Origin of the sequence: Bacillus sp. FJAT-45066 (assembly GCF_002335755.1) — a bacterium.
In the GTDB taxonomy this organism is placed as follows: Bacteria; Bacillota; Bacilli; order Bacillales; family Bacillaceae_I; genus Bacillus_CD; species Bacillus_CD alkalisoli.
Genome location: NZ_NISQ01000001.1, coordinates 2397065 through 2410595, shown reverse-complemented (window position 1 = coordinate 2410595; position 13531 = coordinate 2397065). Strand labels below are relative to the sequence as shown.

Below are 13531 nucleotides of genomic sequence, written 5' to 3'. Positions count from 1 at the left end.
AGTTATTGCTGTAATATATCTATGTCTTTGAATAATGGCTTATTCAATCGATAAACCTCTTTAAAGATAGCGAATTTTTCTTCGTATAGTTCAGCATTTAGCATGACCGGTTCTATTGTTTGGGTGATTGGAATATAATTTTTTATTTCTTCAATTGAATTTACTTTTCCAAGACTATATAAAGCAAGCCAGGCAGCACCCCATGCGGAAGATTGGTGTGTTGACGGGACATGTACTTGTTTTTGAAAAATATCAGCTGTCATTTGTAACCATAATTCAGAACGAGCAAACCCACCACTTACTAATAATTTATTTGTTTCTCCAGCCTGTCCTTCTAGCGAATCATGAATTTCATACATATTATAAATAACACTTTCCATGACGGAGCGAACCATATCTGCACTTGAATGTGCTAAAGTAAGGCCAATCCATCCGCCTTTTGCTTTTGCATTCCATTTAGGTGCACGTTCCCCCGATAAATAAGGCATAAAAAATAATCCATTTGCTCCAGGTGGCGAAGTGAAAGCAATTTTTTCTAAATCGGAAATGGAGATAGATTCTTTTTTTGTCAAATTGGAAAATTGCGTCGCAAGCCATTGTAACAAAACAGCTCCATTGTTCGAAGCCCCACCAATAATACATGCTTCCTTTGAAAATCGATATGTAAAAGTACGTTGGTCTATATCCACGTTGTTGTCACTAGAAAAGCGTCTTATAGCTCCGCTAGTTCCAATTGTTAGTGCCGTTTCTCCATTTTTTATTGCCCCAACTCCAATGTTAGCTAAAACTCCGTCACTTGACCCAATAATAACGGGAACATACTCACTTAAAAATAAGTCATTAGCAACTTCACGCTTCAACGGTCCAATACTTTCGGTGCATGGAACAATTTTAGAAAGCTGGCTATTTTGAACCCCTGCTATTTCTAAAGTTTGTTCATCCCAATCAAGTGTATGTAAATTCATAAGTCCGGAAGCGGAGGCGATAGAATAATCAACAACCCATTCTCCAGTCCATTTATACAAAATGTATTCTTTTATGGACACAAACATAGATGCCCTCAAGTATGGTTCATACCGGTTTTCTTTCATCCAAATAAGTTTTAGAAAAGGAGACATCGGATGAATAGGAGTCCCAGTTTTCCTATAAATTTCTTTACCGTACGAGCTTTTCATAATCTCTGCTTGCGAGTAGCTTCGTCCATCTGCCCAAATAATCATCGGTGATATTGCTTGATCTTTTTCCATACAGATTAATGAATGCATAGCGGTTGAGAAGCTCAGAGCAATAACTTCCTCCGGTTTAATTCCTTTTTGCAAAATAGCAGTAGATATAGCAATTCTAGCTGCTCGCTCAATCTCTTCTGGGTTTTGTTCCGCCCAATTCTGCTTCGGATGATAGATAGAATAGAAGCTTTCAAACTCACTTAAAACGTCACCTTGTTCAGAAAAAATAACTGCTTTAGCACTCGTAGTGCCGATATCGATGCTAACAATATACTGTTTCATCATTCACTCCACCGTTTTCTCAAAATAAGAAATTGTTTTCATATATCTCTTTGTTCCTTAATAATATAAGCCGTAGTACAAATGAGCAAATTTTTTCTAAAATATAGCTCAAGTTATTTCCGAGCATAAAATGGTTGTGGATAAACAAACATATAAAGCAGCAATGAATGCGGGTGATAAAGTATGGTACAAAGGTTCTGTCTTCTCAAGACAGAGATTTTTTAGGAAAAAAGGTGTGGTAATTAACTGTTCTTTCGATATAATATTATTCTATGCTTTTCTCAATTTATCCACTAGTTTATTAACAGTATAATAGTTGGTATTTCAATTATACACAGACTTATTAACATTATCCACAACCGAGACAAAATTTATTAACAGGTATTTATTCACAAAACTAGGTTTTTTGAACCTGTTGTCTGACAACGCTTCATAGTGTTTATGCACATTATCCACAGGAGTGAGGATAACGTATGTTAACAACTCAACGTTTAACAACAAAAAAAGGTAGGAAGTTAAGTTAATCAAACAAGAAACATAATTTATGTACAGCTTGTGACGCCTATTGTAAATACATTAAACTAGTTGTATACTAAAGATAGAAAGTAAGTGAAAAACTTCACAAACTTTCTAATTGATCAAAAGCCGGCTAAAGTAAAAGTGAAGCTATCATACTATCACTCATCCACATATTTTTTTAAATAATACATGTGAAAAACTTCACAGAGTAGTTTGATCACTCTTGTAAGTAAAATGAAAACAATTAAATTTTTTTACACTAATTTGTGAAAAAATTCACAAACTATAATATTATCCTATATAAGGGGGAACTAAAAATGATGAACTTTTTAAAAGGACCTAAAGTAGCGGTTTTATGGACTGTGTTAAGAATATGGTTAGGTGTACAATGGTTAAAAGTTGGATTACCTAAAATTAGTAACTTCGATGCAAGTGGTTATTTAAATGGAGCACTAGCAAAAGCAGGTGGAGAAAACCCAACTGTACATGGTTGGTACGCAACTTTCCTAGAGACTTTCGCAATCCCTAACGTTGGATTATTCAACATCTTAATTCCTTGGGGTGAAGTATTAGTAGGTATTGGCTTAATCTTAGGAGCAGCAACAATTCCAGCATTAATTGCAGCAGCGTTTATGAACTTAAACTTCTTACTAGCTGGTACGTTAAGCACTAACCCAATGCTTTACACAGTAGCGATGATTCTATTATTCGCTGGTGGAGCAGCTTACTATTACGGTGTAGACAGATATGCTATCAAATTCTGGAACAATAAAAAAGCAGAAAAAAACAACAACAAGCATATGAATGTAAGCAATCGTCCAACTACAGCTCACTAAAATTGTAAAGGTCACCTGAAACTGGGTGACCTTTTTTCGTTGCTTAGGAAACTATAGTATTTTATTTATAACTTTGAACTTTGGGTAGGTTACATCTAGCTCCAGGCGCCATCGACTAAAAAACTTCCTGCTCCTCCGGTCGATAAGTCAACATCGATTTGTTCCTTGTGTCACAAATTGTGTTTTCTATATCTTACTCAGGAGCAGTCCAGTTTTTACGTCGATAAGCATGCGCCTTGCGCTTTTGTTCTTTTATTTAAAATTATCCTTTTTGCTGTTGCGGTGTATTCCTGCTGCAGAGGCACGAGCTTGAGCTTCTAAAATTTCGCCATCTGCATGATTACTATCTGCAAACTCAACGTCTTGATGGTTAGTCTTTTTCAAGGAATCTGGAACTTGAGGTAACGATTGTTTATTTTTATCGCGTTTCTTATGACCGTGATTAGATCTGCCCATTCGTAAAACCTCCCAATGGTTAATGTTAATGAGGAAACCCTCACTTGTTAACATAACCAAAATGTAAGATATTTAAGATGGAATATTTTTCGTTAAAGAACGAAGTAAAAGCCCCTCAAGACCGATATGGTTACTGGAAAGAGGGAAAACGTTCATGGGAAGTCTTCCCAAGACCGATATGGTTACTGAAAAGAGGGAAAACGTCCATGGGAAGTCTCCCCAAGACCGATATGGTTACTGAAAAGAGGGAAAACGTTCATGGGAAGTCTCCCCAAGACCGATATGGTTACTGAAAAGAGGGAAAACGTTCATGGGAAGTCTCCCCAAGACCGATATGGTTACTGAAAAGAGGGAAAACGTCCATGGGAAGTCTCCAAGACTGATATGATTACTGGAAAGAGGGAAAACGTTCATGGGAAGTCTCCCCAGGACTGATATCACTTCAGAAAGAATAGGTCAATAAATCGATAAAACAATGTCTCCATACAGGAAAAAAATATAACTACAAATTGAAATAACCCTCAACAACAAATGTCGAGGGTCAGCAAAAACACTATATCAAATCAAATCAGTGCCTTGCTTGTTTTGGAGTGTATCCACCAGCTTGGTCCGCCATTTTAAAATCTCTAGAATAAGAAACCTCTTGTGCACTACTTAAAGTACGCTTCGTTTTATCTCTTTTCTTCTTATCAGACATCGGAAACCCTCCTTATGTATGGTTGTTTGCAATAACTAACAAACCATTATTAATTTTTTCCATTTTTCCAACATCTATACTTATAAAAAACAAAAAAGCAATAGCATGGCCAATTCGCCACAAACTATTGCTTTTCTCTATACCCATCACTGACACGTGAAAATTATGCTTCTTTTAACTGATGATGCTCTTCCACAGGCTCTTGGACACGAAGTCTGTGTAAAGTATATAAATCTTTAGAAATTTCATAGAGATTGTAAATATCTTCACCTGCGTTAATTTCGTCTAGTAATGATTTTCTTGACTCATTCGCTAACATAACGTAAGGTAACTTTTCTGCAGCTTTAGTCGAACGTACATTTACTTTACGAATCCGCATGAAGATAGATTGAATATCTAATTCATAAAATAATTCATCGAAAAATTGTGTTTTCGCAATTTGATTATATCCATTTCCATGGTATGGCTTACCTAGCCATGTACCTAAAAATCCAGCCCCATCTTGCACATCAAATAAGTTTATGGTTCCAATTGGAGTGCCCCACTCATCGAGGATAGTTCGAGAGATAATCTCTCCACGCTCTTCTGCTTCCATCGTCTGTTTTGTGACAAATAGAAATTCCTCGTATGAGTATGCTTTTTGACGCACAAAAGGGAAGACTTCAGGATGCACCATGAGTTCAAAAAGAGTATGAGTCTCCTGAAGATCACGTTTTTTAAGCATGTCTATCCCTCCAATTGAGGGCAGAAGTGTTACGTAGCCCACCCTCGAAATTTTTTAGCTTGCAAAAAATTTCGGGGTGGGAATCGAACCCACTAGAACCAGCTTAACTGGTGGCGCACCATTTGCCTTCCCTAACGCTTAAATACAAAGTGTCAGTTATGATTTTGTGATATTTATGATTTGCTTTTGTTATCATACTTCATTTTTTCTAAAAAAGAAACAACTTTTTTTGTCAAAATTTCTGGTAAATTATTTCACCTTCAACCATTGTCCACAAAGGCTTTGCAAGGAAATCGAACGGGTGATGTGACCATAGAACTAAGTCGGCATCTTTACCTGTTTCGATACTCCCAACTCTATTCTCCACTTGTAGATTTCGGGCTGCGGTAATCGTTATTCCTTCTAGTGCTTTTTGAGCATTTAGACCTTCTCGAACAGCTATGGCAGCACACACATTTAAATATTGAATAGGAGTATATGGATGGTCTGTTGTGATCGAAACCTCGACACCATGGTCTGTTAAGGCTTGATATGTTTTCCAACTTTTATTTTTCAACTCAATTTTAGACTTACGAGTCATTGTCGGGCCGACAGCAACTTTTAAGTTTCGATTTTTTAAATGACTGGCAATTAAATGACCTTCTGTACAATGTTCAATTCGAATGTCTAAATCAAACTCATCCCCAAATCGAATAGCAGATAAAATGTCATCGGCACGATGAGCATGTATTCTAACTGGGATTTCTCTTTTTAAAGCTTGGATAATAGGTCTAACACGCAAACTGTCTATGCTATCACAATATTTAGCCTCATAAAAAGCCTCGCGTAACATCCCCATAATTCCCATTCGAGTGATTGAGTCTTTATTCCCTTGGCTATGCATTCGCTTTGGATTTTCACCAAGAGCTATTTTTAAGCCAGCCGTTTCTTTTACACACATGGCTGTAATATTGACTCCTGCGGTTTTTATGACAGAAGTAGTACCGCCAATTACGTTTGCACTACCAGGCATAATGTGTACTGTTGTAACCCCGTACATAAGTGCATCTTGAAATCCTTGATCCAAAGGATGCACTCCGTCAATTGCTCTTATATGAGGAGTGAGAGGTTCAATTGTTTCATTGGCGTCATTACCAGCCCACCCAGTACCTTCGTCATACAATCCTAGATGTGTGTGAACATCTATAAAACCTGGAAATAAATATTTTCCATTACAATCTATTTCAGGCCAGTCACCATTGTTTGTAATAGAAGGTGCAATTTTATCTATTTTCCCATTTTTTATAAGTACATCCCCACAACGGATCGGCTCTGAGGTAACCGGATATACTGTTGCATTCCTTAACAACAAAATGTTCATAACAAGCTCCTATCTTGAATGTGATACAAATGATTTGTACCATAGTATATTAAGTGTCCTCAGAAAAAGTGCCCATGGACATAGCTCATAATACTATTTTAATATGTCATTTAAAGCATCTTCAAGTTGTGTAAAAGAAAATTCGAAGCCCGATCTTTCTAGTTTGGCAGGCATCACTTTTTGCCCTTTTAAAACAAGGTCACTCATTTCCCCAAGGGCCATTTTTAATGCAAAGGATGGAGCTGGAATCCAATGCGGTCTGTTCATCACTTTTCCAATCGTTTTCCCAAACTCGTTCATTTTTTTAGGATGCGGAGCAGTTACATTAACAGCACCTTGTATATTTTTATTTTGGATACAATAGTCAATAATGTGAACCACATCTTTAATGTGTATCCATGACATCCATTGTTGTCCACTTCCAACCGGTCCACCAGCAAAAAACTTATAAGGCAAAATCATGCGGGGAAGAGCGCCTTCTTGTTTATCTAAAATAATTCCAAAACGTGTAAGAACTGTTCTAATACCATGTGATTCTGCGTGCAACGCCTCTTCTTCCCATTGAGAGACAGTACTAGCTAAAAAGTCATTCCCAGCCTTTTTATCATTCTCTGTAAAAACAGCTGATTCAGATGTACCGTAGTAACCAATTGCACTTGCGTTAATTAACACGGAAGGTTTGTTTACCATTTCAGACATAATTCTAACGATTTCTTTCGTTGAAGCAATTCTACTTTCTAAAATGCGGTGTTTTCTTTCTTCCGTCCAACGTCCACTATTAATAGATTCACCGGCTAAGTTAACAAAAGCATCAACGGAATGTAACTCTACTTCTGGTGTAGCGCTTCCGGTTAACCATTCTACATATTTAATCTGCTCTGTATTTTCTTTATTGGAAGTATCTCTCGTTAAAATGTATACTCTATGTCCGTTATTAATAAGATATTCCGTTAAATCTTGCCCGACTAGACCAGTGCCTCCTGCAATTGCAATATCCATGAATGTCACCCTTTCTGAAGTTCAAGTTCTATTTATATATTCTTTACCCTATTCTTACATCCTTCTAATCAATGTGTTTTGTAAGTATTTAACGTAGTCATATGTTACATTTAGTAATAGAGGAGGTTATCTCAAAATGAATGTCGTTACGAAAATATCTGTACAAAAAAAGAATACATCTCGCTTTAACATATTTATGGATAAAGGCCAAGGTGAAGAATATGCTTTTGCTGTTTACGAGGAAACACTTTTAAAGTTTCAACTCGCAAAAGGAAAAGAACTAGATGAATTAGATATAGAAGAAATTATTTTATCCGACCAGATAAGTAAAGCATACCAATCTGCCATTAATTATTTATCTTACCGAATGCGTTCGAAAAAAGAGATAAGCCAACATTTACGGGAAAAAGAAATAGAGGCATTTGTTATAACTGAGATACTAACAAAACTTGATAAACAAGGTTATATAAATGATTTAGCATTTGCATTAAGCTATGTAAGGACTCAAGTAAATACAACGTTAAAGGGCCCAGAAGTAGTAGTCCAAGAACTGTACGAAAAAGGGATAGAACAAAAATTAATAGAAGAAGCAATTTTAGAGTATTCTTTTGAAAAAGAACTAGATCATGCAATGAAGTTGATAGAAAAAGCGGAAACAAAATACAAGAAAGATTCCTTCACGATAAAAAAACAAAAAATTGAAATGGCATTAAAGCGGAAAGGTTACCGTTTCTCAACGATACAACAAGCATGGAATGAAATGAACGTCGAAAAAGATTTAGATGAAGAAATGGAATCTTTAAAGTTACAAGCTGAAAAGTTTAAACGTAAATACTCTGCTTATTCAGGCTATGAATATGTAATGAAAATGAAGTCAGCTCTCTATCGAAAAGGGTTTTCTATTGAGTTGATTGATCGATATTTAGAAGGAGAGGAGGAATAGCCTCTCCTTTTACAATACAATCTCCATAACACCTTCCTGATCAAGCTGTACAATTTTCTCAGCAATTGTTTTTGGATCTTTTAATCGTGTTTTGTCTGTTATGTGGTCTGAATGGTTCCAAAATGGTGTGTCCATGCCCCCCATGTATACTGCTTTAAAAACAATAGAGCCTTCCCATTCTTTTTGGAGACTTTCAGTAAAACCTCGAATAGCATATTTTGAAGCAACATAAACACTTTCATCTACTTTTCCTTTTAAACCTGCCGTAGAAATAATGTTTAACACTTTAGCGTTCGGCACGCTTAATAAATATGGGAGGAAAACCTTTGTCATATAAATAGTGCCGTTAACGTTTGTCATTAAACATTGATTAATATCATCTACTTGAAGAGCAGTCAAAGAACCGAAACAGCCAACCCCAGCGTTATTTATTAAAATTTGCACATTATGTTCTTCCACTATATGTTTTACTTTACTATTTAGCTCGTCGTAATTTGTAATGTCTAGTGAAAAAGCATACGCTTTTTTGCCATTGGATTGAATTTCTTTTTGTACTCGAAGCAGTGTCTCTTCATTTCTACCGGATAGGATAACTGTATATCCTATTCGAGCATATTCTAAAGAAAGTTCCCGCCCAAGGCCAGTACCAGCCCCAGTAATTAATACTGTTGTCACTATTTTTTCCCCCTACCAGTTAATATAATATTTATTAATAATAAACGAGCAAAAGGTAAAACACTATCTAGGAACTTATTATCGTTCATTACTTCGTCATAAAGTTTGTTCAACATTTCACAATCTTTGCATTATAATAAAGGTAAGTTTATTGAAAAAGGTGATATTCATGACAATTCTGCAGTTCATTACAGCATTAACTCCCATTTTAACTGTTTTTATATTTTTAGTATTATTACGTTTACCGGCAACGAAAGCGATGCCAATTAGTTTAATTGTTTCTGCATTGGCAGCATTAATTGTGTGGAAAGTACCAATGATTACGATAATGGCTTCGTTTTTTGAAGGGGTAATGATTGCATTATCTATTCTTTGGATTATTTTTGGAGCTATCCTGCTCTTAAATACGTTAAAAACAAGTGGTGCATTAAATACGATAAAAGTAGGTTTTACAAAGATTACACATGATATGAGAGTACAGTTAATCATTGTCGCATGGCTGTTCGGTGCTTTCATTGAAGGAGCTGCAGGTTTTGGTACTTCCGCAGCGATTGGAGCTCCAATACTAGTAGCACTAGGATTTCCACCATTAGCAGCAGCTGTTCTAATGTTGATTGCAGCGAGTTCCCCGGTTTCATATGGAGCGGTTGGAACCCCCATTATCGTTGGAGTAGAACAAGGGCTTATGCAAGGTGACTCTGTTGCAGAAGAAGTAATTGCATCATTAGGAACGGCTGATTTAAGTTTATTTTTACAACAATTAGCCATAAAGATTTCCTTAATGGAATTTTTTATAGGGACATTTATTCCATTAATATTGGTTGTTTTTTTAACAAGATTTTTTAGTGAAAAAAAATCATGGCGTGATGGCTTTGCTGTATGGAAATTTGCCATTCTAGCCGGATTTGCGTTTACTTTCCCAGCTTTTATTGTGGCGAACATTCTTGGACCAGAATTCCCGGCAATGTTAGGTGGACTATTCGGTTTAGTCATCATGATTCCTGCTGCAAAGAAGAAGTGGCTATTACCAAAAGAAGACTGGGTATTAGAACAAAGAGAAACAGAAGATGTTATATCAAAAATGAGCTTACGCAAAGCTTGGGTGCCATATATCTTAGTTGCTGCCCTACTAGTCATAACAAGAGTAGATCAGTTACCTTTTAAGAGCTTACTCAAATCAGCAAAGGTTACTTGGAACAACATTATCGGAACGAATATTGGCGTAACATTAGAGCCGTTATATTTACCTGGAACTGTGTTTATCATCGTCGTTATACTCACGCATTTTATTCATAAAATGCCAAAGCAAGATGTAAAAAAAGTATGGAAAAATGCAACTGGTATGTTGGGTGGAAGTTTTATTGCACTTTGTACAGCTGTTCCAATGGTTAGAATTTTTATTAACTCTACTACAAATGAGGCAGGGCTAATGAGCATGCCGCTAGAACTTGCAGATACATTTAGTAGTGCATTAGGTAATGGCTGGCCAATTGTAGCACCTTTAATCGGAAGTCTAGGTTCATTTATTTCTGGAAGTGCAACGTTTAGTAATATGATGTTTTCTTTATTTCAATTTAGTATCGCAGAACAGCTAGGAATGGATATTAGTACAGTTGTCGCCTTACAAGTGTTAGGGGCAAATGCAGGTAACATGATTTGCGTATTAAATGTTGTCGCAGCTGCATCTGTTGTGGGACTGTTAGGAAAGGAAGGAACAATTATTCGTTTTACAGTAGTTCCCATGCTTTACTACGCGCTAATGGCTGGGTTAGTCGGCACAGTTTTTATTTTCCTACTATAATCATTTGCTAATTTCTTGATGCATGATATGCTGAATTTAATAGGAAATACGCATTAGGAGGAACAACGTCAGTGGAAAAAAGATATAGTGAATTGACTCCGTATGAATTAAATCAAGAAATAGGGATGTTGAAGGAAAAAGCAAGAAAAGCAGAACAGCTAGGAATTGTTAATGAGTACGCTGTGTTGGAGCGTAAAATAACTATGGCTCAATCTTATTTAATGAACCCAGAAGATTATAATAGTGGGGAAGTATATGAAATTGAAGGAGATCCTGGTGTTCACTTCATTATCACCTATATGAATGGCATTTTTGCATGGGGACACCGAATTCATAATGGTGTTGAAAATAAAGAAGAAGGTTTACCAATTTCTATGTTACGTACGAAAGTGGAATGATTTTTGCTTAAAAGTAAGAAAGTCTGTATGTTTAGTACATGGCCTTCTTACTTGTTTATTTTAAGCTATGTTTAAAGCTTTAGTGCTGATAAATAATACCTGTTGATTTCCGTGCAAGGCTGAGACTCCTGCGGGAGAAGCGGGGAACGGGAGACCCCACAGGCGCCTGCGCCGAGGAGTAGGTTTTTTCACGACAGTGAAAATAACCTTCCTTTTTACCGCCCGCGGAAAGCGAAGCCTTGCACGGAAATTAACAGAGAACTTTAACACAGCTTATTGTTAAAAACTCCTTCAAAAAAAACCGAGTTAACCCAAACAGTTAACTCGGCATCCTTACATAACTAATTACAATTACGAACGCTTTCTAGTCTAAATCTCAACAATCTGCATATCCTATGCATGGCGTGTTTCCCCGTTTACTTGACGAAAAGCATGTTTTGAATTAGCCCATGGTTGTGGGAACGGGTTACCAAATCGATTACTGCGTGATGGCTTATGATTTTGTTTAGTTGCTATGACAAACCCTCCAATATTATTAGGGTTTTTGTCGTTTAACAACAACAATTAATACGTATTATCCTGTCTTTCACCAGAAGCACGCATGCGCTCTTGGGGGTGGGTGTTAATCGTGCCGTTCGCTCGCTTCGAAGCATATTCTGCTTTTGCGCGTGGTTCACCTTCCAACTTATTGCTATGCAGAATCGGGAAGTCTTTTGCTTTGTTTCTCAATCGAATCCCCTCCATCGTCAAGTTATATAAAATGTGCAATCTTCTTTCTGCACATATATAATATTTGATAGAACAGCTAACCTTATGTAAAAAGAATATAGGAAATAGAACCAATTGAGGTGAGAAAAAATGAATGAATATTTTGATCGACTCGCAGAAAGGCTATTAGAAAAAAACAAACATTTTTCTTATAACCAAGCAAGAACATGGGTAGAGTTATTATGGGAAGATTTTGAAGCCACTTACGCCAAAGCCGGCTTTAACTACAAAGGAAAAGACGTTACTGAAAGAATCGTTTCAGAATGGATTGAACGCCACGGTGAATCATTACACGAGTTTGTTGCTCAAAATCCTAAATACAAACATATTCTTAACAATGACAAGAACGACAGCTTACATCATTAATAGTAAAAAAAGTGTAAAAACCGGAGAAATCGGATTTTTACACTTTTTTTATACCTTTTTTTAAAATAAATCTAGCTAGCCAATAGCCAATAAAAAAGAATATAGGATAAATTAATATAAAACTTATTGCAGTCGAATTAAGCCAAACAAAGGTTGTAATGATAAAAGCTAAAGTGGAAACACCTAGCGCTAGTAGAAGGTTTTGATTAAGTAGCCCATTTGATAAACCTTGTAAAAAATAAAGAGCAGGAAAGATAAATACGATAGAATTCATGATTAAATTTTTTCCTACAAGGTCGTCTATATTAGAAGAGAATGCGATATTTGCTAATAATATAATCATTATTCCAGGAGCAAAAATATGAACCAAATAGAAAATTTTTCGCAACATAAAAAGCCCCCCCTTTTTCTAAATATATGAGAGGCTTGTATACATTATGAAAAAAGCTATTCGCTTTAAGCGATAGCTTTAGTCAGGAATTAACTCTAATTTACTACGCAATTTTTCCTCGCTAAAAATCCAGCCAGTATAAGAGCTAACAATATTTAAATCGAGGTCTAGCTGTACGACAGCAACGAAAGGATAATAATCTTTGCTTCGGTACCTTAAATCAATAAATCTTACCTCATAGTGGTCGGTATATTCTTCCATCTCCCAACGATATACAGGTGAGAAGGATAGAAAGGCTTCTACATTTTCATCCAATTTTGCTGCTTCAATAACAGCATTTTCAGGTAAGGGTACTCGTTCAAACTTATCATGAATAATGATTTGGTAATTAACCGCCCGAGCCACATAAAAGTTTTCCCCAGCAGTAATGGCTAAATGCCATTGATTGAATGAAATGGTAGGGGATATAATAATGGACTTTGCATTAGGAATAACAATTTTCACTTGCTTTATAACCTTTTGTTGCATTTGATAGCGGAATATATAATAAAAAATTAACAAGAAATAAATAAACAGGAATGTCCAACCAGGATGAAATCCTCCGAACACCCAAAAAATAATTCCGACAATATGTGCGCCCAAAATATAAGGGTCAAACGTGTTAATAATGCCTAAAGCAATCCATTTATTGCTGATAGGACGAAGTGCTTGTGTACCATAAGCGTTAAAAATGTCGACAAAAACATGAAGGATTACCGCAAGAAATGTCCAAATCCATAAATGGAACAGACTTGCCTCTGGAATAAACAAATAAATACTTCCGGTTATAAGTACCGGCCATAATGCAACGGCTGGAAGAGAGTGTGTAAGTCCACGATGATTTTTAATATATTTTGCATTATTTCTTAATTTTAATACTGTATCTAAGTCAGGAGCTTGTGATCCAAGTATGGCTCCAACCATAATGGCTTTAGCTGTTTCTGGGCTGCTTGCAATACTAGGATCAATCGTTGCAATGGAACCAATTGCAATGCCCATGACAATATGTGTTCCAGTATCCAATGATGGGCCTCCTTGTTCAATAGATTTA

The 13531-nt window shown here is 36.2% G+C and carries 16 protein-coding genes; 5 read left to right on the top strand and 11 right to left on the bottom strand.

Features of this window, described 5'->3' with window-relative positions; all coding sequences use genetic code 11:
• Window positions 1-2: 2 nt before the first annotated feature.
• The gene (locus CDZ92_RS12290; RefSeq protein ID WP_096155502.1) at window positions 3-1511 is read right to left on the bottom strand and encodes a gluconokinase; all 1509 of its coding nucleotides are present in this window, start codon (window positions 1509-1511) and stop codon (window positions 3-5) included.
• Between the two features lie 836 nt (window positions 1512-2347).
• Here CDZ92_RS12290 and CDZ92_RS12285 point away from each other — a divergent pair.
• Entirely contained in the window at window positions 2348-2863 is a 516-nt protein-coding gene (locus CDZ92_RS12285; protein ID WP_096156996.1) for a DoxX family membrane protein, read from the top strand.
• A 252-nt stretch (window positions 2864-3115) separates the two neighbouring features.
• On the opposite strand, the gene CDZ92_RS12280 is transcribed toward CDZ92_RS12285, so the two are convergent.
• The 5 genes from CDZ92_RS12280 to CDZ92_RS12255 form a co-directional block, all read right to left on the bottom strand.
• On the bottom strand, window positions 3116-3319 hold the full coding sequence (locus tag CDZ92_RS12280; RefSeq protein WP_096155501.1) for a YfhD family protein: 204 nt from the start codon (window positions 3317-3319) through the stop codon (window positions 3116-3118).
• Between the two features lie 568 nt (window positions 3320-3887).
• Entirely contained in the window at window positions 3888-4016 is a 129-nt protein-coding gene (locus CDZ92_RS12270; RefSeq protein ID WP_096155499.1) for a YfhE family protein, read from the bottom strand.
• Window positions 4017-4179: 163 nt separating this feature from the next.
• On the bottom strand, window positions 4180-4740 hold the full coding sequence (locus CDZ92_RS12265; RefSeq protein ID WP_096155498.1) for a GNAT family N-acetyltransferase: 561 nt from the start codon (window positions 4738-4740) through the stop codon (window positions 4180-4182).
• Window positions 4741-4972: 232 nt separating this feature from the next.
• A complete protein-coding gene (locus CDZ92_RS12260) occupies window positions 4973-6100 on the bottom strand; it encodes an amidohydrolase (protein ID WP_096155497.1) in 1128 nt (375 codons plus the stop codon).
• Window positions 6101-6193: 93 nt separating this feature from the next.
• Window positions 6194-7099 carry a TIGR01777 family oxidoreductase gene (locus CDZ92_RS12255; protein ID WP_096155496.1) on the bottom strand — a complete coding sequence of 302 codons (906 nt, stop codon included), beginning with the start codon at window positions 7097-7099 and terminating at the stop codon, window positions 6194-6196.
• A 136-nt stretch (window positions 7100-7235) separates the two neighbouring features.
• Between CDZ92_RS12255 and recX the strand changes: the two genes are divergently transcribed.
• Window positions 7236-8042 carry a recombination regulator RecX gene (recX, locus tag CDZ92_RS12250; protein WP_096155495.1) on the top strand — a complete coding sequence of 269 codons (807 nt, stop codon included), beginning with the start codon at window positions 7236-7238 and terminating at the stop codon, window positions 8040-8042.
• Between the two features lie 9 nt (window positions 8043-8051).
• Here the strand turns inward: recX and CDZ92_RS12245 are convergent, their stop codons facing one another.
• Entirely contained in the window at window positions 8052-8717 is a 666-nt protein-coding gene (locus tag CDZ92_RS12245; RefSeq protein WP_096155494.1) for an SDR family NAD(P)-dependent oxidoreductase, read from the bottom strand.
• Window positions 8718-8886: 169 nt separating this feature from the next.
• On the opposite strand from CDZ92_RS12245, the gene CDZ92_RS12240 reads away from it, so the two are divergent.
• Both CDZ92_RS12240 and CDZ92_RS12235 read left to right on the top strand, forming a co-directional pair.
• Window positions 8887-10518, top strand: coding sequence for an L-lactate permease (locus CDZ92_RS12240; protein WP_096155493.1), 1632 nt, complete (start codon window positions 8887-8889; stop codon window positions 10516-10518).
• A 71-nt stretch (window positions 10519-10589) separates the two neighbouring features.
• A complete protein-coding gene (locus tag CDZ92_RS12235; protein WP_096155492.1) occupies window positions 10590-10916 on the top strand; it encodes a YfhH family protein in 327 nt (108 codons plus the stop codon).
• Between the two features lie 393 nt (window positions 10917-11309).
• Here the strand turns inward: CDZ92_RS12235 and CDZ92_RS12230 are convergent, their stop codons facing one another.
• Together CDZ92_RS12230 and CDZ92_RS12225 are read right to left on the bottom strand one after the other, a co-directional pair.
• Window positions 11310-11474 (bottom strand): YpzG family protein, encoded by a 165-nt coding sequence (locus CDZ92_RS12230; RefSeq protein WP_406564931.1) that lies wholly within the window; start codon window positions 11472-11474, stop codon window positions 11310-11312.
• A gap of 6 nt (window positions 11475-11480) precedes the next feature.
• On the bottom strand, window positions 11481-11645 hold the full coding sequence (locus tag CDZ92_RS12225; RefSeq protein WP_096155491.1) for a small, acid-soluble spore protein K: 165 nt from the start codon (window positions 11643-11645) through the stop codon (window positions 11481-11483).
• A 129-nt stretch (window positions 11646-11774) separates the two neighbouring features.
• Between CDZ92_RS12225 and CDZ92_RS12220 the strand changes: the two genes are divergently transcribed.
• Window positions 11775-12050 carry a YfhJ family protein gene (locus CDZ92_RS12220; protein ID WP_096155490.1) on the top strand — a complete coding sequence of 92 codons (276 nt, stop codon included), beginning with the start codon at window positions 11775-11777 and terminating at the stop codon, window positions 12048-12050.
• A gap of 37 nt (window positions 12051-12087) precedes the next feature.
• Here the strand turns inward: CDZ92_RS12220 and CDZ92_RS12215 are convergent, their stop codons facing one another.
• Together CDZ92_RS12215 and CDZ92_RS12210 are read right to left on the bottom strand one after the other, a co-directional pair.
• Entirely contained in the window at window positions 12088-12441 is a 354-nt protein-coding gene (locus CDZ92_RS12215; protein WP_096155489.1) for a hypothetical protein, read from the bottom strand.
• Between the two features lie 78 nt (window positions 12442-12519).
• Window positions 12520-13503, bottom strand: coding sequence for a metal-dependent hydrolase (locus CDZ92_RS12210; RefSeq protein WP_096155488.1), 984 nt, complete (start codon window positions 13501-13503; stop codon window positions 12520-12522).
• Between the last annotated feature and the right edge of the window lie 28 nt (window positions 13504-13531).

Bases quoted from the DNA above. Each gene is read 5' to 3' on its own strand.
- CDZ92_RS12290 (WP_096155502.1), bottom strand. From the start codon at position 1,511: ATGATGAAACAGTATATTGTTAGCATCGATATCGGCACTACGAGTGCT.
- CDZ92_RS12285 (WP_096156996.1), top strand. From the start codon at position 2,348: ATGAACTTTTTAAAAGGACCTAAAGTAGCGGTTTTATGGACTGTGTTA.
- CDZ92_RS12280 (WP_096155501.1), bottom strand. From the start codon at position 3,319: ATGGGCAGATCTAATCACGGTCATAAGAAACGCGATAAAAATAAACAA.
- CDZ92_RS12270 (WP_096155499.1), bottom strand. From the start codon at position 4,016: ATGTCTGATAAGAAGAAAAGAGATAAAACGAAGCGTACTTTAAGTAGT.
- CDZ92_RS12265 (WP_096155498.1), bottom strand. From the start codon at position 4,740: ATGCTTAAAAAACGTGATCTTCAGGAGACTCATACTCTTTTTGAACTC.
- CDZ92_RS12260 (WP_096155497.1), bottom strand. From the start codon at position 6,100: ATGAACATTTTGTTGTTAAGGAATGCAACAGTATATCCGGTTACCTCA.
- CDZ92_RS12255 (WP_096155496.1), bottom strand. From the start codon at position 7,099: ATGGATATTGCAATTGCAGGAGGCACTGGTCTAGTCGGGCAAGATTTA.
- recX (WP_096155495.1), top strand. From the start codon at position 7,236: ATGAATGTCGTTACGAAAATATCTGTACAAAAAAAGAATACATCTCGC.
- CDZ92_RS12240 (WP_096155493.1), top strand. From the start codon at position 8,887: ATGACAATTCTGCAGTTCATTACAGCATTAACTCCCATTTTAACTGTT.
- CDZ92_RS12220 (WP_096155490.1), top strand. From the start codon at position 11,775: ATGAATGAATATTTTGATCGACTCGCAGAAAGGCTATTAGAAAAAAAC.
- CDZ92_RS12215 (WP_096155489.1), bottom strand. From the start codon at position 12,441: ATGTTGCGAAAAATTTTCTATTTGGTTCATATTTTTGCTCCTGGAATA.